General features: G+C 67.1%; 13 protein-coding genes and 1 other RNA gene. 11 read left to right on the top strand and 3 right to left on the bottom strand.

The features are described from left to right. The first annotated feature begins 186 nt into the window (after positions 1–186). The 9 genes from ACCQ01_RS21665 to ACCQ01_RS21625 all read left to right on the top strand — a co-directional run bounded on the left by ACCQ01_RS21665 (position 187) and on the right by ACCQ01_RS21625 (position 13,415). Complete coding sequence (locus tag ACCQ01_RS21665) at positions 187–3,303, top strand: maltotransferase domain-containing protein (protein WP_228432821.1); 3,117 nt, start codon at positions 187–189, stop codon at positions 3,301–3,303. Next, entirely contained in the window at positions 3,300–6,650 is a 3,351-nt protein-coding gene (gene treS / locus ACCQ01_RS21660) for a maltose alpha-D-glucosyltransferase (RefSeq protein ID WP_228432820.1), read from the top strand. Before ACCQ01_RS21665 ends, treS begins: the two co-directional genes overlap by 4 nt. Further along, positions 6,647–8,845 carry a 1,4-alpha-glucan branching protein GlgB gene (gene glgB, locus ACCQ01_RS21655; RefSeq protein WP_181921230.1) on the top strand — a complete coding sequence of 733 codons (2,199 nt, stop codon included), beginning with the start codon at positions 6,647–6,649 and terminating at the stop codon, positions 8,843–8,845. Before treS ends, glgB begins: the two co-directional genes overlap by 4 nt. Before the next feature lie 122 nt (positions 8,846–8,967). Beyond that, a non-coding RNA gene (locus ACCQ01_RS21650) (sX9 sRNA) lies at positions 8,968–9,039 on the top strand. 325 nt (positions 9,040–9,364) lie between these two features. Continuing rightward, positions 9,365–9,706, top strand: a complete 342-nt coding sequence (locus ACCQ01_RS21645; RefSeq protein WP_228432828.1) for a hypothetical protein — start codon at positions 9,365–9,367, stop codon at positions 9,704–9,706. Next, on the top strand, positions 9,696–9,968 hold the full coding sequence (locus tag ACCQ01_RS21640) for a hypothetical protein (RefSeq protein WP_228432819.1): 273 nt from the start codon (positions 9,696–9,698) through the stop codon (positions 9,966–9,968). The genes ACCQ01_RS21645 and ACCQ01_RS21640 overlap by 11 nt, the downstream gene beginning before the upstream one ends. After that, entirely contained in the window at positions 9,965–11,500 is a 1,536-nt protein-coding gene (locus ACCQ01_RS21635) for a PepSY-associated TM helix domain-containing protein (RefSeq protein ID WP_228432818.1), read from the top strand. The genes ACCQ01_RS21640 and ACCQ01_RS21635 overlap by 4 nt, the downstream gene beginning before the upstream one ends. A gap of 172 nt (positions 11,501–11,672) precedes the next feature. Further along, positions 11,673–12,137: a metallophosphoesterase family protein gene (locus ACCQ01_RS21630; protein ID WP_228432817.1), complete on the top strand. Its 465-nt coding sequence runs from the start codon at positions 11,673–11,675 to the stop codon at positions 12,135–12,137. A 129-nt stretch (positions 12,138–12,266) separates the two neighbouring features. Then, positions 12,267–13,415, top strand: a complete 1,149-nt coding sequence (locus ACCQ01_RS21625) for an aldo/keto reductase (protein ID WP_228432816.1) — start codon at positions 12,267–12,269, stop codon at positions 13,413–13,415. Positions 13,416–13,619: 204 nt separating this feature from the next. Here the strand turns inward: ACCQ01_RS21625 and ACCQ01_RS21620 are convergent, their stop codons facing one another. The 3 genes from ACCQ01_RS21620 to ACCQ01_RS21610 all read right to left on the bottom strand — a co-directional run bounded on the left by ACCQ01_RS21620 (position 13,620) and on the right by ACCQ01_RS21610 (position 17,207). Then, a complete protein-coding gene (locus ACCQ01_RS21620) occupies positions 13,620–14,540 on the bottom strand; it encodes a rhamnogalacturonan acetylesterase (protein ID WP_372358909.1) in 921 nt (306 codons plus the stop codon). A gap of 61 nt (positions 14,541–14,601) precedes the next feature. Further along, positions 14,602–16,221: a carboxylesterase/lipase family protein gene (locus ACCQ01_RS21615; RefSeq protein WP_228432814.1), complete on the bottom strand. Its 1,620-nt coding sequence runs from the start codon at positions 16,219–16,221 to the stop codon at positions 14,602–14,604. Continuing rightward, entirely contained in the window at positions 16,218–17,207 is a 990-nt protein-coding gene (locus ACCQ01_RS21610; RefSeq protein WP_228432813.1) for an alpha/beta hydrolase, read from the bottom strand. The genes ACCQ01_RS21615 and ACCQ01_RS21610 overlap by 4 nt, the downstream gene beginning before the upstream one ends. A 206-nt stretch (positions 17,208–17,413) precedes the next feature. Here ACCQ01_RS21610 and ACCQ01_RS21605 point away from each other — a divergent pair, with 206 nt between their 5' ends. Both ACCQ01_RS21605 and ACCQ01_RS21600 read left to right on the top strand, forming a co-directional pair. Next, a complete protein-coding gene (locus tag ACCQ01_RS21605; RefSeq protein WP_011035403.1) occupies positions 17,414–18,235 on the top strand; it encodes a 2-keto-4-pentenoate hydratase in 822 nt (273 codons plus the stop codon). A gap of 36 nt (positions 18,236–18,271) precedes the next feature. Further along, positions 18,272–19,270: a TRAP transporter substrate-binding protein gene (locus ACCQ01_RS21600; RefSeq protein WP_228432812.1), complete on the top strand. Its 999-nt coding sequence runs from the start codon at positions 18,272–18,274 to the stop codon at positions 19,268–19,270. The last annotated feature ends 8 nt before the right edge of the window (positions 19,271–19,278 follow it).

Genomic DNA, 19,278 nt, shown 5'->3' with positions numbered 1-19,278 from the left:
AAGAATCGTTGCGGAGTTGCGCATGAGTGCAGTCACGGTAGGCAGGATCGGCCAGGGGCCGGTTTCGGCGGGAGTGGGCCTGGTGCGTCCAGGGCGGGTCGTTGCAGGCGCCAAGCGCTGCGCAGGCCAGGTCGTTCCCTGCAATGCGGTGCGTTCGCGCACCGCTGCCTGCTGAAGGGGCGCGCCATGCGGATGTGTGTAGTGAATGAAGCGGCGGTTGCCGACCCATCCAGGCTGGAAGCGCGCTGCGTGGCGGCGCGTGAAGCCGGTTGCGACTATGTGGTGGTAGCGCCGCCGTTTGCGCGTGACGCCCAAGGGCGCCTGGTGGAACCCAATGCCGGCGATGCCCAGGCGCAGCAACTGCAGACCTGCGTGCAAGCCGCGCAACGGGCAGGCGTCAAGCTGCTGCTGGATGTGCGCCTGGACGAGGTGGGCGGCTCCAGTGCGGTGGTGCGCGATAACCCGCAGTGGTTCCGCGCCCGCAGCACCGCAGTACCGGATCCGCGCCAGCCGCGTGCCACGCCCGAGGTGGCCGAGGCACGCTTTGCGTATGCGCAGGAAGGTGCGGCGCTGGTGGAGTGGTGGAGCGCGCGCCTGCTGGAGTGGGTCAACCAGGGTGTGGGCGGCTTCCGCTTGCTACAGCCCCAGCAGATCCCCGCACAGCGCTGGCGTGAGCTGATCACCCGCGTGCATGCACAGGCGCCGGAGGTGATCTTCGCGGCGTGGACACCCGGGTTGGGTAGCGAAGCGCTGCAGCAGCTTGCCGGTGCCGGCTTCGATGCGGCGTTCTCCTCGCTCGCCTGGTGGGATGGCCGTGGCAGCTGGTTCTTCGATGAAGATGCCGCGCTGCGTGCGCTGGCCAAGCGGGTGGTGGCGATTGTCGAGGCTGCCGACGGCAGCAGCGCCGCACGCCGCGCGCAGCATTGGCAGCTGGCGAGCGCACTCGGTGGCGCCTGGGTGTTGGAAGACCATCAGCTGGAGTCGTTGCCGTTGCGCGTGCGTGCCACCGATGGCCCGCAGCCAGACAATGCGGGCCTGCGGCTGCGGCCACTGTTGCGCGAAGGCACGGGCCTGACGGCGGTGGCGGTGGAGCCGCTTGGCGGGCTGCTCTCGCTCTTGTTGATCAACGGCGACCCCGATCATGTGGTGCCGGTGCCCGCACCGGATCTGTTGCGCCTGCTCGGCGACGCCGAGGCATTGGTGGCCGAAGACGGGCGCACCCTCTCCGGCTCCACGCTGGAGGCGCTGGAACCTGGCGAAGTGCGTGTGTACCGCAGTGTGCCGGCGCGCCATGTGCTGGCAGTCCCGCGCATGCGCCCGCGTGCGCAGACGGCGGCGGCGTGGCCACGGGTGTGCATCGAGTCGGTGACGCCATCGGTGGACAACGGCCGCTTCCCGGTCAAGCGCACCGTGGGCGACCGCATCTGCGTAGAGGCCGATGCCTTCTGCGACGGGCATGACCGCATTGCGGTGGCGGTGCTGTGGCGCCCGGCTGATGCCAAGACCTGGGCCAGCGCGCTGATGCGTGCGTTGGGCAACGACCGCTGGCGCGCGGAGTTCCCGCTCGAGCGCATCGGCACCTACGAATTCCGCGTGGAAGGGTGGCGTGACGTATTCGCTACCTTGCATGCGGATCTGGAAAAGAAGCGTGCTGCCAGCACCGTGCTGCCGGTGGACGTGCAGGAAGCGGTGGCGGTGGTACAGGATGCGCATGCACGCAGCGACGGCGCGTTGGCCACCCAGTTGCAGGACATCCTCACCCGCATCGGCGCGCAGAGTGAGCCGTTGCAGCAACTGGCGATCGTGCTGGAGCCCGATACCGCGCAAGCGATGGCGCTGGCCGACGACAAGCCGTTCCGCTCCGAATACCCGGTGACCTTCCGGGTGGAATCCGAACGCCGCGCGGCGCATTTCTCCAGCTGGTACGAACTGTTCCCGCGCTCGCAGAGTGGTGACGGGCAGCGCCACGGCACCTTCGATGATGTGATCGGGCGGCTGGCGCATATCCGCGCGATGAACTTCGACGTGCTGTACATGCCGCCGATCCACCCGATCGGCGCCAAGAACCGCAAGGGCCGGAACAACGCGGTCACCGCGCAGGATGGCGAACCCGGCAGCCCGTACGCCATTGGTGCCGCCGATGGCGGGCACACCGAGGTGCACGCCGAACTCGGCGGGCTGGAGGGCTTTCGCCGTCTGATCCAGGCCGCACGCGCGCATGGCCTGGAAGTGGCGCTGGATTTTGCAATCCAGTGCGCACCCGACCACCCGTGGCTGCAGGGGCACAAGGACTGGTTCACCTGGCGCGCGGATGGTTCGATCCCGTATGCGGAGAACCCGCCGAAGAAATACCAGGACATCGTCAACGTCGACTTCTACGCCAGCGGTGCGGTGCCGGATTTGTGGAACACGCTGCGCGATGCGGTGCTGTTCTGGGTCAACGAAGGCGTCACCCTGTTCCGCGTGGACAACCCGCACACCAAGCCGTTCCCGTTCTGGGAATGGTTGATTGCCGATGTGCGCGGGCGCCGCCCGGATGTGGTGTTCCTGTCCGAAGCCTTTACCCGGCCGAAGATGATGTACCGCCTGGCCAAGTGCGGCTTCTCGCAGTCGTACACTTATTTCACCTGGCGCAACCACAAGCATGAGCTGCGCGAGTACATCGAAGAGCTCAACGACGGCGTGCCGCGCGAGTGCTTCCGCCCGCATTTCTTCGTCAATACGCCGGACATCAATCCGTTGTTCCTGCAGACCAGCGGGCGCAACGGGCACCTGATCCGCGCCGCGCTTGCCACCACCCTCTCCGGCTTGTGGGGCATGTACCAGGGCTTTGAATTGTGCGAAGCCACCCCGCTGGCGCCGGGCAAGGAAGAATATCTGGATTCGGAGAAATACCAGCTGCGTGCCTGGCCGGAACGGGCGCCTGGCGACATCGTCGATGAGATCACCCGCTTCAACCAGCTGCGCCGCATGCACCCGGAATTGCAGTCGCATCTGGGCACGCGCTTCTACCAGGCGCACAACGATCAGGTGCTGTACTTCGGCAAGTTCCTGGACGCCGGCTACCTGTCGCGCAGCCGCAGCATGGTGCTGGTGGCGATCAACCTGGACCCGCAGGTAGGCCAGGATGCCGAGGTTGAAATTCCGCTGTGGGAGTTGGGCCTGCCCGATCACGCCAGCGTGGCGGTGGAAGACCTGTGGGACGGCCATCGCTTCACGTGGCATGGCAAGACGCAACACATCCGGTTAGAGGCGACGCGGCCGTTCGCGTTATGGCGCATCCGCGCAGGAGAGGTCGCATGAATGCAGTTCCAGCCCTTCAGGCTGACGCAGAACAATCGGCAGTGCTTGCCGACCAGCTTTGGTACAAGGACGCGATCATCTACCAGGTGCACGTCAAGTCGTTCTTCGACTCCAATGACGATGGCATCGGCGATTTCCCCGGCCTGATTTCCAAGCTCGACTACATCGCCGAACTGGGCGTGGACACGATCTGGCTGCTGCCGTTCTACCCCAGCCCGCGCCGCGACGACGGCTACGACATCGCCGAATACATGGCGGTGCATCCAGACTACGGCACCATCGCCGACTTCGAGCAGCTGGTGGCGCAGGCGCATGCACGCGGCATCCGCATCGTCACCGAGCTGGTGATCAACCACACCTCCGATCAGCACTCCTGGTTCCAGCGCGCCCGCAACGCGCCGGCTGGTTCGCCGGAGCGCGACTTCTACGTCTGGTCGGATACCGACCAGGAATACGAAGGCACGCGCATCATTTTCTGCGATACCGAAAAGTCTAATTGGACCTGGGACCCGGTGGCCGGCCAGTACTTCTGGCATCGGTTCTATTCGCACCAGCCCGATCTCAACTTCGACAACCCGGCGGTGCTGGAATCGGTGCTGGAAGTGATGCGCTTCTGGCTGGACCGCGGCGTGGACGGCCTGCGTCTGGACGCGGTGCCGTATTTGATCGAACGCTCCGGCACCTCGAACGAAAACCTGCCGGAAACCCACGCCATCCTGCGCAAGATCCGCGCCACGCTGGATGCCGAATACCCGGACCGCATGCTGCTGGCCGAGGCCAACATGTGGCCGGAAGACACCCAGCAATACTTCGGCCAGAATGCCGACGAATGCCACATGGCGTTCCACTTCCCGCTGATGCCGCGCATGTACATGGCGATCGCGCGCGAAGACCGCTTTCCCATCACCGACATCATGCGGCAGACACCGGAGATTCCGGAGACCTGCCAGTGGGCGATCTTCCTGCGCAACCATGACGAGTTGACGCTGGAAATGGTCACCGACTCGGAGCGCGATTACCTGTGGCAGACCTACGCCTCGGACCGCCGCGCGCGCATCAACTTAGGCATCCGCCGCCGCCTGGCGCCGCTGCTGGAGCGCGACCGCCGCCGCATCGAATTGATGACCTCGTTGCTGCTGACCATGCCCGGCACGCCGGTGCTGTATTACGGCGATGAGATCGGCATGGGCGACAACATCCATCTGGGCGACCGCGATGGTGTGCGCACTCCGATGCAGTGGTCGATCGACCGCAACGGTGGCTTCTCGCGTGCCGACCCCGCCGCGCTGGTGCTGCCGCCGGTGATGGACCCGCTGTACGGCTTCCAGGCGGTGAACGTGGAAGCGCAGATCCGCGACCAGCATTCGCTGCTGACCTGGACCCGCCGCGTGCTCAGCGTGCGCAAGCGCTACCAGGCGTTCGGCCGCGGCACGCTGCGCTTTTTGTACCCAGGCAACCGCCGCATGCTGGCCTACCTGCGCTGCTATCAGGACGAAACCGTGCTGTGCGTGGCCAACCTCTCGCACACCTTGCAGGCGGTGGAGCTGGACCTGTCCGAATTCGAAGGCCGCGTGCCGGTGGACATCATCGGCGGTGGCAGTTTCCCGCCGATCGGCCGGCTGACCTATCTGCTGACCGTGCCGCCATTTGGTTTCTATGCGTTCCAGCTGGTCAGCGAAGGCACGCTGCCGGACTGGCATGTGCCCAGCCCGGTGCCGTTGCCGGATTACCGCACGCTGGTGCTGCGCAGCGACACCGAAGAGAGCGCCGCACTGCTGCCGCATCTGGCCACGCTGGAAGGCGAGATCCTGCCGGCGTGGTTGTCGGCACGGCGCTGGTTCTCGGCCAAGGACCAGGCGCTCAAGAGCGTGCGCATTTCGCGGCGCACACCATTGCCGGGCGATGAGCCGATGAGCCTGCTGGAGCTGGACGTGGAGCTGGAAGACGGCCACCACGAGTGCTACATGCTGCCGGTGGGCATTGTCTGGGAGCGCGAGCACCCGAGCACGCTGGCCGAGCAGCTGGCGCTGGCGCGGGTGCGGCAGGGCCGCGAGGTGGGATATCTCACCGACGCGTTTGCGCTCAAGCCGATGGTGCGCGGCGTGATCGATGCACTGCGTCACGATGCGGCGCTGGATTTCCACGATGGTGACGATGCCTCGCAACAAGGCCAGGTGCGTTTCGAGTCGACCCCGGCGCTGGCCGCGCTGGAGATTCCGGACGACCCGGAAATCCGTTGGTTGTCGGCCGAACAGAGCAACAGCTCGCTGGTGGTGGCCGACAAGGCGGTGTTCAAGCTGCTGCGCCACGTGGCCACCGGTGCCAATCCGGAAATCGAGATCGGCCGCCGCCTCACCGAGATGGGCTACGCCAATGCGGCGCCGCTGCTGGGCAGCGTGAGCCGGGTGGATGCGCAGGGCACCATCACCACCATCGCACTGTTGCAGGGCTTCATCCGCAACCAGGGCGATGCCTGGCGTTGGACGCTCGATCACCTGGCGCGCAGTTTCGACGAGTACGCCACCGCGCAGACCGATGAAGCCCGCAACGAAGCGGTGGCCGGCTACGACGCATTTGCCGCCGTGGTGGGCAAGCGCCTGGCCGAGTTGCACGAGGCGCTCTCGCGCAGCACCGAGGATGCCGACTTCGCACCGCAACGCATCGACCTGCCCACCGCCAACGATGTGGTGGGCGGCGTGGCACGCCAGGTGGAGGAGATGTGGGAAACGGTGCACGCCCGCCTGGGCGCTACCGACGATGCGGCCGAACGCGAGGCGCTGGAATCGGTGCTGGCCGAACGCCCGCAGCTGGATGCGCTGCTGGCCAAAGCGCCGAGCGTGCTGGCCGAGTCGCTGTTGACCCGCGTGCATGGCGACTTCCACCTGGGCCAGATCCTGGTGGCGTTCGACGACGTGGTGCTGATCGACTTCGAAGGCGAGCCCGCCAAGCCGCTGGCCGAACGCCGCGCCAAGGCCAGCCCGTTGCGCGATGTGGCCGGCTTCCTGCGCTCGCTCGATTACGCCAGTGAAGTGTCTGCGCGTGGCGAAGAGGGCACCGCCGCACGTGCCGGCGTGGGCGTGGATGCGCACCTGGATGACTTCCTGGTGGAATTCCGCCGCCGCTCCACGCAAGCGTTCCTGGACGCTTACCATGCCGTGCTCGACGCCAGCGCGCATCCATGGATCGCGCCAGCGGCGTTCAATGCGGCCACCTTGCTGTTCCTGGTGGAGAAGGCCTGCTACGAGGTGCGCTACGAAGCGGCGAACCGGCCGGGCTGGTTGATGGTGCCCATCCAAGGCTTGCGACGCATCCTGCAACGCGCGCGCGCTGGTGCGGGAGACACATGATGAGTGGAGTAATGACTGCAGTGACGAATCGATGGGACCCCGGCGTGACCCGCGCCCTGGCCGAAGCGCGGCACGGCGACGCATTCGCTGTGCTGGGCGCACATCCCAGCACCAACGGCCGCCTGCTGCGCACCTATCACCCCGGCGCCGAGCACGTTACCGCCGTGCTGGCGGATGGGCGCGAGGTACCGCTGGAAGCCGGCCCGGAACCAGGCCTGTTTGCCGGCGAATTGCCGGCCGAGGGAGGCTACCGCCTGCGGATCGGCTGGCCGGGCGGCACCCAGGACACGGCAGACCCGTACGCGTTCGGGCCGCTGCTCAGCGACTTCGACCTGCACCTGATCAGCGAAGGCCACCATCTGCAGCTGGCCGATGCGCTGGGCGCCAATGTGGTGGAAGTGGACGGCGTGCGCGGTACGCGCTTTGCGGTGTGGGCGCCGAACGCCTCGCGCGTGGCGGTGGTGGGCGATTTCAATAGCTGGGACGCGCGCCGGCACCCGATGCGGCTGCGCCACCAGGCCGGCGTGTGGGAGCTGTTCGTGCCCGACGTCGGCCCCGGCGCGCACTACAAATATCAGCTGCGTGGCCCGCATGGGCACGAGTTGCCGGCCAAGGCCGACCCGGTGGCACGCCGCGCCGAACTGGCGCCGGGCACTGCCTCGATCGTGGCCGACCCCACGCCGCACCAGTGGAGCGACGACGGCTGGATGGCCACCCGTGCGCGCCGCCAGGCGCACGACGCACCGATGAGCATCTACGAGATCCATGCCGGCTCCTGGCTGCGCGAGGAAGGTGTGGACCTGGATTGGGACGGTCTGGCTGATCGCCTGATTCCGTACGTGGCCGACATGGGCTTCACCCATGTGGAGCTGATGCCGGTGACCGAGCATCCGTTCGGCGGCTCGTGGGGCTACCAGCCGTTGGGCCTGTTCGCGCCCACCGCGCGCTTCGGCAGCCCGGATGGCTTTGCGCGCTTTGTCGACCGCTGCCACCGCGAAGGCATCGGCGTGATCGTGGACTGGGTGCCGGCACACTTTCCCACCGACGCGCACGGCCTGGCCCACTTCGACGGCACCGCGCTGTACGAACACGCCGACCCGCGCGAAGGCTTCCATCGCGACTGGAACACGCTGATCTACAACCATGGCCGCCGCGAGGTGTCTGGCTTTCTGATCGCCAGCGCGCTGGAGTTCCTGCAGCGCTATCACGTCGATGGCCTGCGCGTGGATGCAGTGGCCTCGATGCTCTACCGCGACTACAGCCGCAATGCCGGTGAGTGGGTGCCCAACATCCATGGCGGCCGCGAAAACTACGAAACCATCGCCTTCCTGCGCCGGCTCAACGAGGTGGTGCGCGAGCACGCGCCGGGTGCGGTGACCATTGCCGAAGAATCCACCGCCTGGCCGGGCGTGACCGCGGATGTGTCGCATGGCGGCCTGGGCTTCCACTACAAGTGGAATATGGGCTGGATGCACGACACGCTGCATTACATCGGGTTGGACCCGATCTATCGCCGCTACCACCATGGCGAGCTGACTTTCAGCATGGTGTATGCGTACTCGGAGCGCTTCGTGCTGCCGATCTCGCACGACGAAGTGGTGCACGGCAAGGGTTCGTTGCTGGGCCGCATGCCCGGTGACGATTGGCAGCGTTTCGCCAACCTGCGCGCCTATCTCGGTTTCATGTTCACCCACCCGGGGCGCAAGTTGCTCTTCATGGGCTGCGAGTTCGGCCAGCCCACCGAGTGGAACCACGACGCTGGCTTGCCGTGGCATCTGCTCGATGACGCACGCCACCGCGGCGTGCAGACGCTGGTGCGCGACCTCAACCACCTGTACGCGCAATACCCCGCCTTGCACGCGCACGACGACGACCCATCGGGCTTCGCGTGGCTGGTAGGGGATGACGCGGCCAACAGCGTGGTGGCGTTCCTGCGCAAGGGCAAACGCGGCGATGCACCGGTGCTGGTGGTGATCAACTACACCCCGGTGGTGCAGCAGGGGTATCGCCTCGGGGTGCCGCAGGGCGGGCTGTGGCGCGAAGTGTTCAACAGCGACGCCGGCATCTACGGCGGTGCCAACCTGGGCAACGGCGGTGCGGTGAATGCCGAACCGCAGTCCATGCATGGCCACGCGCAGTCGCTGCCGTTGCTGCTGCCGCCGCTGGGCGTCATCGTGCTGACCCCGCAGGGCTGATCGACCGTCACCGCGCCCGGCCTGGCCCGGCGCGGTGGCAGCTGCTAGATTGCGCGCCTTAGAGCAGCTATCAACACGACTGCGCAGCCGCCAGGCGGGCGCGGCCGTTGCTCGGAATCGGCATGTACCCACGTACACTCCGCCTCCGCGCCGTCCGCACCCACCTGACGACTGCTCGCTACGTTCTGTTAGCCGCTCTTAGTGGGTGACACCGGCCACGCCTCCGTTGGAGGCAGTCGCGCTGGTCATCGTTGAACAGGCAGCCCGGGGAGGGCTGCCGGGCACAGCCGCCGCCATGCCTCTTGTCGATCGTCTTCGCGGGAGAGCTGTGCGTGCGCTTTTTACAAAGGGTGGGTCGAACTCGGTGTGGGTGGGCGCGGGGAGCCGATTGGCCAGCGCGTGCGCGTCTGTGCAGATATTGCGGCGAAGTGCTGCGGGCGTTGTCGATCCCGCGCGCTGGCAGGCAAGTGCGCCAGCGTGGTGTCGAGACTTCGGCTGCACCGCATGGCACTGCGGCGCATGTGCGTAGTCGCGTCTGCGGTGGACTGCAAGGCCGCGCACATGCATAGCCTGATGACGTGCCTTTACCTGCTGTGCGCGGGCGCTGCGGCGTGCGGTTTTTATCTCGCCACCGTGCATCAGCGCCTGTGGCTGCGCGGCCGCCCGCGCGCCCGCGTGCTGCGTCCAGGCGCCAGCGTGCTGCTGGTGCTGGCGGTTATCTGCGCCATCGCCGCCTCAGGCACCTGGGCCGGCGTCTTCTCGGCACTGACGGCAGCGATGCTGGCCGCGGTGGCGCTGCCATTTCTGGACGCCTGGCAACAGGCACGCACGCAACGCCGGCAGGTGCGCCATGTGGAGTAGATGGGTGGCCGCAGTGCTGCTCGGGTTGCCGCTGGCGGTGGGCGTGGTTGGCCTGTGCGCGGTGGTGCTGCCCGGCCCGCAGCGTAGTTATACGCTGGCTTGGCTGTTGCTGATGTTCCCGGTGTGGATTGGCGCCATGGCCTTGTCGTTCGTGTTTCGCAGCGTAGCGCGCGCCTGGCTGTGGCTGGGCGGGGTGACCGTGCTGTGCTATCTCGCGCTGGCAGCGATCAAGGCGCTGGGCTGGGTGGAGGTGACTGCATGAAGGCTGCAACCTTGCGCGCGTTTCTGTCCGTGCACAGCTGGATGGGCCTGCTGGCGGGCATGGCCTTGTTCATCGCGTTCTATGCCGGTGCCATCACTGTGTTCACGCACGCATTGAGCAGCTGGCAGACCACACCGCCTGCCACGCAGGCTGCACCGGCGGACCCGGTGGCCGCCGCGCAAACCTTGCTGGATACCGTGATTGCCGCGCACCCGCAGGTGGCCGAGTCATTCCTGGTGCTGCTGCCCGGCGAGCATGGGCCGCTGGCACGGGTGTATTGGTACGGCCCGCAGGCCGATGCCAGCGGCGGCATGCGCCAGTATCAGCTCAGCAGCAGCGGTGCGCTGCTGGAACTGCCGCAGCGCGTGGGCTTTGCCGATTTTCTCTACGACCTGCATTTCACTGCCGGCTTGCCACGCACCTTCGGCACGTATCTGTTTGGCGTGGTGAGCGTGCTGTACGGGCTGGCCCTGGTCAGTGGCGTGGTGCTGTATGCGCCGGTGTTCTTCAAGGACCTGTTCGCGCTGCGCATCGGTGCCAACCTCAAGCGGCTGTGGCAGGACGCGCATAACGTGGTGGGCATGCTGTCGCTGCCGTTCCATGTGATCTTCGCCTGGTCCGGTGCGGTGTTGTGCCTGGGTGTGCTGCTGCTGGCGCCGTTCCAGTTCCTGGTCTTCGACGGCAAGTTATTGCAGATCCTGGAGCCGGACTTCGAACTCACCCCGCATGTGGCACCGGCCAACCGCGCAGCGCCGGTGTTGCCGATGGCGACCTTGCTGGAGAAGGCACGCGCCGCCAGCCCCGGCTTCGTGCTGGAAAGCGTGAGTTACCACGACGCAGGCGATGCCAATGCGCGCGTTGAGGTCTATGGCCATCACGATCAGCGCCAGCTCAATACATTGGGCGGTGTGGCATTGGAAGGCGCCACCGGCAAGGTGCTGCGCGTGCTCTCGCCACGCACGATGCGCGCCGGTACCGCCGCCCTGCGTGGCCTGCAGGGGCTGCACTTCGGCAACTTCGGGCATGCGCCGCTGCAGTGGCTGTATTTCCTGCTCGGCCTGGGCGGCGCCTTCCTGTTCTACAGCGGCAACCTGCTGTGGATCGAGACACGCCGCAAGCGCCGTCAGCTTGCGCAGCCCCGTCGCACCCATGCCATGGCACGGCTCACCGTCGGTGTCTGTCTGGGCAGCGTGGCCGGGATCTCGGCGTTGTTCAGTGCCGCACGGGTGCTGCCGCCGGGTCAGGAGCGGGTGGTCTATTACGCGGTGTTCGCCGCTTGCGTGCTGTGGGCGGCGCTGCGCCCCACCGCACGCGGCGCCTATGAAGTGCTGCTTGCCTGCGCGGCGTTGACCGCGGCAATTCCGCTGGCCGGCTGTTTTTCCGCAGCGGGACCGGTGCTGCCCTGGCACGACACCCTGGTGTTGACCGTCGACGTGGTCGCCCTGGTCATGGCGTGGAGTTACTGGCAACTGGCGCGCGCCAGCAAGCGGCGTGGCGCGCAGGGCGACCCGAACAGTGTGTGGGCATGGTGATGGCCGTGGCGTCGTGCAGCGTGCGGCCTTTGCGACTTCGCCAACGGCTGTAGTGCCATTGGATGGAGGCGCAGCAGTCAACGGCAACAGTCATCGCGTTGCACACTGACACCCGCTGGACGCCGCAGGGCGCATGCTGTGCGGCATTGTTTGCAACGCTTGCCTTAACACGATGCCCGCTGCCCAACGCATTGGTTTGATTTCCGACACGCACGGTCTGTTGCGGCCCGAAGCGGTGGCCGCACTGCAGGGATGCAGTGCGATCCTGCATGCCGGCGATGTGGGCGCGCCAGAGATTCTGCAGGCACTGGCCGCGCTGGCGCCTCTGCATGCGATTGCCGGCAATATCGATATCGCGCCCTGGGCGGCCGCACTGCCACCCACGCGCGATCTGGTGATCGCCGGCGTGCGTATCCACATGCTGCACGATCTGAAAACGCTGGCGCCTGATGTGCAGGCCGATGTCATTGTCAGCGGGCATTCGCACAAGCCGCTGGTGCACACGCGCGCTGGCGTGCTGTACGTCAATCCCGGCAGTGCCGGGCGGCGCCGCTTCAGCCTGCCGATCAGCGTGGGCACGTTGTGGCTGGGCGATGGCGTACCGCGTGCGGAGCTATGCATGCTGGACGTGCGCTGACGCAGTTGCCGCGTGTGTGACGTGCACCACGCGCGTGGCCACACACGCGCAGCAATCACGGCAACGATGACCTGGCCTGCACACCGGCGCGCCCATCCTCGTGCGCTGATTCGTTGCGAGGACCTCAGCATGAATACACGTCGCCAATTCCTGTCTGCTGCCGCGGCCGGCACCACGGCGCTGGCCGCATCGCCATTGCTGGCACAGTCGTCCGCACCCGGAAGCGTGATGCCCACGCGCGGCCGCACGGCGGCCTCAGCCGTGCAAACTAGCGCTCCAGCCAAGGGTGCACGTTATCGGCCGACCACGCGGCTGGGCTTTGGCGGCGTTGCGATCGGCAATGGGTTTGCGCCAGCCACCGATGCGCAAAGCGAGCAGACGCTGGCGGCGGTGTGGGCCTCGGGCGTGCGCTATTTCGATACCTCGCCGTGGTACGGGCTGGGCCTGTCCGAACGCCGCACCGGCCATCATCTGCATAACCATGCCGCCGATAGCTACGTGCTCTCGACCAAGGTGGGGCGCTTGCTGACCGCGACCGACAAACCGCCGAAGACCATGTGGCAGCAACCGTCCCCGTTCGATTACCGCTACGACTACAGCGCCGCCGGCGTGCGCCGCTCGATCGAAGACAGCCTGCAACGGCTGGGGGTGTCGCAGATCGACATCGTGTACATCCACGACCTCTCGCCGGAGAACGAAAAAGACCTCGGCATGCCCTGGGAACAGCGCTTTGCCGAGGCCGCCAAGGGCGCGATGCCGGAGCTGACCAGGATGCGCAAGGAGGGCCTGATCAAGGCATGGGGCTTTGGCGTCAATCGCCCGGAACCGGCCTTGCGTGCGATCGAAGAAGCCGACCCGGATATCTTCTTGCTGGCCTGCCAGTACTCGCTGCTCGACCACGCGCAGGCCTTGCATGACACCTTCCCGAAGATCGCCAGGCACGGCGCGTCGGTGGTGGTGGGCGCGCCGCTGCTGGCCGGCTATCTGGCCGGGCGCGACCGTTATCTGTACGAAGGCACGGTGCCGGAGTGGGCGCCGGCCAAACGCCAGAAGGCCCTGGCGATCTGCGACAAACACGGCGTGGATCTGCGCACGGTGTCGCTGCAATTTGCTGCCGCGCCGGAGGTGGTGTCTGCGGTGATTCCCGGCGCACGCACGGCCGAACAGGCGCAGGCCAATGCGGCCTCGATGCGGGTGGCGATCCCTGCCGCGCTCTGGGAAGACCTCAAGCGCGCGCAGGTGATCGAAGCGGATGCACCGGTGCCGGTGGCTGGGTGATCTGACTGCCCGCTGCTGCTGCGAGGTGGTTTGGAGACGGTTAGCGGCGCACTGTGAGATGTAGCACGCTGTCTCCATTGCAGTGCTGACGAGGTCGTCGCAGCACTGCAAGAAGCAACCGAACTTCAGGCGGCGTGCACGCAGCTATGGCAGCACGCGCCTACGCAGTGAGCTGTTGCACGACAGCAACGCCAACTAAGAACATCACGGAATCAACAACGGCCGCAACGTAGGCACGTGCTGCGCCAACTCATCGGCCACGATCGCCGCAAACAGGTCCGCACCATCGGCGCCGAGATGCGTGTAGTCGAACGCCAGCTTGGCCTGGCCCATCGGTTCTGCGCTGGCGTTGTCCTGCGCCGTGGCAGCGGTGGTGGTGGGCTTCGCCACTGAAGCAGGCGCCGAAGAGGGCGCAGCCGTCTGCGCCGGTGTCTTGCCGATGGTGGTGCCCGATTGCGCGGCAACCAGTTGCGCCGGCTCTGCCGGGCGCTGCGCCAGCCGCATTGCCAGCACCGGGCCCATGCCTTGCACCAGCGCCCGGCTGCGCGCGTGCAGGTCGATGAGTGGTACCTGCAGCTCGCGTGCCACCGCACGCGTGGCCGCTGCCCACGGCGCCAGGTCGTCGATCAACTGGCCGCGTTCGAATTGCCGCCGGGTCAGCGGCGTCACCAGCACCGGCAGCGCCCCGGCCGCACGCGCTTCGTTGACGTAGCGACGCAGGTTGGCCGGGAATTCGGTGGCCAGATCGGTCGAGCGCCCCGGCTTGCCGGGTTGATCGTTATGGCCGAACTGGATCAGCACCACCACCTGCCGATAGCCGCCGCTGCGTAGCTCCTTCAGCGCGATCTCCCACGAGCCTTCGGCACGGTAGTTGGACGTACTGCGGCCACCGCGTGCCAGGTTGAGGCAGCTCAGAAACGAGGTGACATGCTGGGCGCAGAAACTCGGGCCCCAGCCGCCTTGCACGGCGGTGGTGGAGTCGCCCACCAACACGATCTTGCTGGCGGCCAACGGTGTGGTGGATGTCGCGGGCACGGGCACGGGCACGGTGGACGCAGGCGCCGCTGGCGCTGCTGCAGCGGCCGTTGCACCAGCGGCCGCCTGCGCCGACAACGCCATGCACATGGCCAATAGCGTCAACACCGCAAAAGAACAAACACGCATAAATCACCGTAGAGCAGGGCGGTCAGAACGTGCCGCGTTGAATGAAGGGGGCTTGTTGATACAGCTGCCGCTCGCCGCCGCGCGGGTCGTTCGCCAGTTGGCTGGGTACATCGAACAGCAGCGTCTCGCGGCGCTCCAGCGAGTACTGTTTCCAGCGCGGCAGGCTGCGATGATTGGGGTCGCCGTGACGCGCGAACGCGAGCAGGGCCGTGCTCATCTGGTCGGCCATCTGCTGCGCGGCAGGGCTATCGCCGGTACGCGATCCTGGCTGGGCAATGGTGTCGAAGACCAGCGGAATATCCAGCGTGTGGAAGGCGCCGAACTTGCCGCCGTCCAGTGGCGAGCCCCAGTCGAGTTGATACGCCCAGGTCGGTGCGCCCTGGCGTGCGCGTGCCTCGGCTTCTTCGATCGCGCCGCGCCAGGAGCGGCCCGCCGTGGTGGCCGCGAAAAACACCTGCGACGGTGTGTAATGCGGATACAGCCGGCGGTAGTGCGCAACCACCACCTGCGGCAGCAGGTCCACGTATTGCTGGGCTTCCAGTTTGGCCGGCAACGTGTCCCAGGTCAGCGCGAAGTTGCCTGCATCGTTGCCCAGGAACGCACGCGTTTCATCGCGGGTATTGCCGATCACCATCGGGATGCGCGCCGACTGCACCGGTGCGGTCGGCCAGAACGGATGCACCGGCAACGCACGCGCATCCAGCACCGGGCCCAGATACAGCGCGCTGTTTTCCACCCGCGAGGGGTCGCGCACCTGCGCGGCGGCCAGCAGCTGTGCCGCTGGCACCGTGCGAATGCGCGCCAGCGTGTCGGGTGCAAGTTTCAGCGCATCCAGCAGCAGCTGCGCGCGCTGGGTGGCCGCACGCGGGCCGGCGGCGGTGACCTGCTGGCCGCTCATGGTCCAGGCGCGGTGGAACAGCCCTCGTGCGGCCGGCATCGCCATCAGCGTGGCGATCTTGGCACCGCCGCCGGACTGGCCGAACACGGTGACATTGCCCGCATCGCCGCCGAATTCCTCCGCATGCGCGCGCACCCACTGCAAGGCCTGGATGAGGTCGAGCTGGCCGGCATTGCCGGAATCGGCAAACGTCGCATCGCCGAGCTGCGCCAGGTACAGATACCCGAACACATTGAGGCGGTGATTGACGGTGATCACCACCACATCGCCGCGCGTGCACAGGCAGGTGCCGTCGTACAGCGGGTCGCTGCCGGAGCCGGTGGTATAGCCGCCGCCGTGGATGTAGACCAGGATCGGCCGCTTGCCGCCATCGCGCAGCGCCGGCGTCCACACGTTGAGGAACAGGCAGTCTTCGCTGGTGGGTTCGCTGGCCTTGGGCTGCGGCGCGGCGGCGCCGTAGGCACTGGCATCGCGGATGCCGTCCCACGGCGTTTCCAGCACTGGCGCCTGAAAGCGCCGTGGCCCGGTGTCGCCCCCATAGGGAATGCCCTTGAACACGCAGATGCCCTGGCTGCGCACACCGCGCACCTGGCCGCTGCGCACGCGTGCCACCGGTGTGCTGGTGTCGCGCGGCGCTGCCGGTGCGGCGGCGCTCAGGCCGGGCACTGCGGCGGCAGCGCCGGCCAGCAGGCCGCCACACACCAGCAGGCGGCGGCGCGGATCAACGCGGTTGGCGCGCGTCACCGCGGCGCATCCTGCGGCGTGGCAGGTGCGCTGATGTGCTGGATCCAGGCCTGGGCCAGCTGCGGCCACGCGGCCAGGGTCAGCCCGGTGGTGCCGCGGGTGCCGAAGCCATGGCCGCCCTGCGGGAACACATGCAGCTCGCTCGGCACGCCGGCGCGCAGCAGCGCATCGTGCATGAGCAGGCTGTTGCGTACCGAAACAACCGTGTCGTCCTGGGCATGCAGCAGGAAGGTGGGCGGCGTGCGTGCATCCACGTGCCATTGCGGCGAATACGCGCGCACCTTGGCGTCGCTGGGTGCATTGCCGAGCAGGCGTTCGCGCGAGCCCATGTGCGCGTTGGCGGCGTCCATGTCGATCACCGGGTAGATCAAGAGCTGGAAATCCGGGCGCGCGCTCAGCGTGTCGGCGCGGTCCACCGCCGGATACACCTGCGCGGCATAGCGGGTGCCCAGGCTGGCGGCCACATGCCCGCCGGCGGAGAAGCCCATCACGCCCACACGCTGCGCATCGACGCCATAGCGCGCGGCATTGGCGCGGATCAGCCGGAGCGCGCGCTGTGCGTCGGCCAGCGGCACGTCGGCGCCGTTGGGGTGGCCCTCGCCGGGCAGGCGGTAACGCAGCACGAACAGGGTGATGCCTGCCCGGTCAACAAACCCCGGCACCAGCGAGGTGCCTTCGTTGTCCAGCACGATGCGCTGGTAGCCGCCGCCGGGCGTGACCAGCAGCGCGGTGCCGTTGGGCCGGGCAGGGCGGTACACCACCATGTACGGCGCGCTGATCGACTGGATATAGCGGTCCGGCACGGCCGCATCGCTGCTGCGCTCCACGATGCGCTGCGGTTGCGGCAGCGCGGTGTCCCCCGGTGCCATTCCGGCTGGCCACAGCGGAATGCGGCTCGCCTGCTCGGCGGCGGTGTCCGCACTGGGGCGTTCGTCGGTGGCGGCGGCAGCGGCGCCAGCGCTGAGCAAGGCCAGGCTGAGAAGCATGCCCCGGCAGCCTTGTACGACAACGGAAACGGCACGCCGGGCGCGCCTGCGATCGGTGTATTGCATAGACCCCTCCCAGGGTTTGCTTCGCTGCAGTGCACATGTTTGCCGCACTGCACATTGCCAATGACACCGGTTTACCATATACAGCACACCGTGCCGCTGTCGATTGGCAGTGCAACAAAACATCCATCAGGGAGACACCCTTGAGCAACGACGCCGCCACCCCGCCTTCGTCCACGTCCACGCTGTCCAAGATTGCCCAGCGCTTCGTGGAGGCCCGCCGCGCAGGCGCGTCGCTGCCCGACTTTCCAGGGGAAATCCCCGACGATCTGGTGACTGCCTACCAGGTGCAGGACATCGCCATCAGCCAGTGGGACGACCAGGTGGTCGGCTGGAAGGTGGGCTATATCGCCGCCGAGCGCCGCGACCACTCCGGCGACGAGCGCCTGCTGGGGCCGATCTTCGCCAACAAGCTGTGGAATGCCACCGGTGGTACAACCGAATTCCCGATCTACGAAGGCGGCTTTGGCGCGGTGGAAGCGGAGTACGTGCTGATGCTCGACGCCGATGCCCCGGCCGAGCAGACCCACTTCACCCCGGAGCAGGCCGCCCAGGTGCCGGCCACGCTGTTCATTGGCGTGGAGATCGCCAGCAGCCCGCTGGCCACCATCAACAAGCTGGGCCCGCGCGTGGTGGTCTCGGATTTCGGCAATAACAACGGGCTGATCCTGGGGCCGGAAATCACCGACTGGCTGGGCCGCGACGAAGCCTCGCTGACCGCGCAGACCCTGATCGACGACCAGGTAGTGGGCACGGGAGGCGCCACCACGCTGCCCGGCGGGTTGCGTGCGGCCTACGCTTTTGCGCTCAGCCGTTCGGCTCAGCGCGGGCGCCCGCTCAAGCGCGGTGATCTCATCGCCACGGGCAATGCCACCGGTATCCATGATATCGAAGTGGGACAGCGCGCCCTGATTCGCTTTGCCGGCTTCGGCGACATTTCCTGTACGGCTGTGTCCGCCAAATAACGCGGATGCAGTGACCAGACGCTTGGGAGGGCGCCAATGATCACTCGCAGACATTTCCTCGGTGCCGGGCTCGCCGCCGCCGCCGCCAGTCCCTGGCTGGGCGCCGGTGCCACCACACCGATTCCCGGCGGGCAGCTGCTCACCGCCACCGACGTGCACGTGGGCGACTACCCCACCGTGGAAGCGGTGCGCTGGTTCGGCAAGCAGCTCGAAGCACGCACCAATGGCCGGCTGAAGCTGCGCCAGTACCACTCCGGCCAGCTGGGCCGCGAGTCCGAGGCGATCGACATGGCGCGCTTCGGTGCCATCGACATCACCCGCGTCTACTCCGGTGCGTTGAACAACACCTTTCCGCTGACCCAGGCGCTGTGCCTGCCGTACGTGTTCGACTCGGTGCCGCATCTGCGCCGCGCCATCGACGGCCATGTCGGCGACAGCGTGTTGCGCAGTTTCGAACAGCGCGATCTGGTCGGCCTGGCCATCTACGATTCCGGCGCGCGCTGCTTCTACAACACCAAGCATCCGCTGCACCGCCCGGAAGATCTCAAGGGCCTGAAATTGCGGGTGGCCTCTTCGGACATCTTCCTCAAGCTGATGCGCATGCTGGGTGCCAACCCCACGCCGATGTCGCTGGGCGAGACGTTCTCGGCGATGGAAACGCACATGATCGACGGTGCGGAAAACAACATGCGCAGCTTCCAGTCCAGCCGCCATTTCGAAGCGGCGCGCTACTGGTCGCAGAGCGAGCATTCGTATGCGCCGGACATCCTGGTGATGTCGCGCAAGAGCTTCGAATCGCTGAGCCCGGCCGATCGCGGCTTGGTGGTGGAACTGGCGCGTGCATCGGTACCGGTGATGCGCACGCTGTGGGATGCCTCCGAGGCCACCGCGCGGCAGCAGGTGATCGATTACGGCGTCAAGCTCAATCAGGTCGACATGCCGGCGTTCCGCGCCGCCGCCGCGCCGCTGCTGGCCGAGTACCGGCGGCAGCCGGAGATCGAAGCGCTGTACCGCCGCATCCGCGATTTTGCATAGAGGTGACC

Origin of the sequence: Xanthomonas sp. NCPPB 4037, assembly GCF_041475695.2 — a bacterium.
Classification (GTDB): Bacteria; Pseudomonadota; Gammaproteobacteria; order Xanthomonadales; family Xanthomonadaceae; genus Xanthomonas; species Xanthomonas campestris.
The sequence above is the reverse complement of the archived record's forward strand: the minus strand, read 5'-3'. Positions and strand labels throughout refer to the sequence as shown.

Coding starts and splice junctions, on each gene's coding strand:
- ACCQ01_RS21665 (WP_228432821.1), top strand. CDS start 187: ATGCGGATGTGTGTAGTGAATGAAGCGGCGGTTGCCGACCCATCCAGG.
- treS (WP_228432820.1), top strand. CDS start 3,300: ATGAATGCAGTTCCAGCCCTTCAGGCTGACGCAGAACAATCGGCAGTG.
- glgB (WP_181921230.1), top strand. CDS start 6,647: ATGATGAGTGGAGTAATGACTGCAGTGACGAATCGATGGGACCCCGGC.
- ACCQ01_RS21645 (WP_228432828.1), top strand. CDS start 9,365: ATGTGCGTAGTCGCGTCTGCGGTGGACTGCAAGGCCGCGCACATGCAT.
- ACCQ01_RS21640 (WP_228432819.1), top strand. CDS start 9,696: ATGTGGAGTAGATGGGTGGCCGCAGTGCTGCTCGGGTTGCCGCTGGCG.
- ACCQ01_RS21635 (WP_228432818.1), top strand. CDS start 9,965: ATGAAGGCTGCAACCTTGCGCGCGTTTCTGTCCGTGCACAGCTGGATG.
- ACCQ01_RS21630 (WP_228432817.1), top strand. CDS start 11,673: ATGCCCGCTGCCCAACGCATTGGTTTGATTTCCGACACGCACGGTCTG.
- ACCQ01_RS21625 (WP_228432816.1), top strand. CDS start 12,267: ATGAATACACGTCGCCAATTCCTGTCTGCTGCCGCGGCCGGCACCACG.
- ACCQ01_RS21620 (WP_372358909.1), bottom strand. CDS start 14,540: ATGTGCATGGCGTTGTCGGCGCAGGCGGCCGCTGGTGCAACGGCCGCT.
- ACCQ01_RS21610 (WP_228432813.1), bottom strand. CDS start 17,207: ATGCTTCTCAGCCTGGCCTTGCTCAGCGCTGGCGCCGCTGCCGCCGCC.
- ACCQ01_RS21600 (WP_228432812.1), top strand. CDS start 18,272: ATGATCACTCGCAGACATTTCCTCGGTGCCGGGCTCGCCGCCGCCGCC.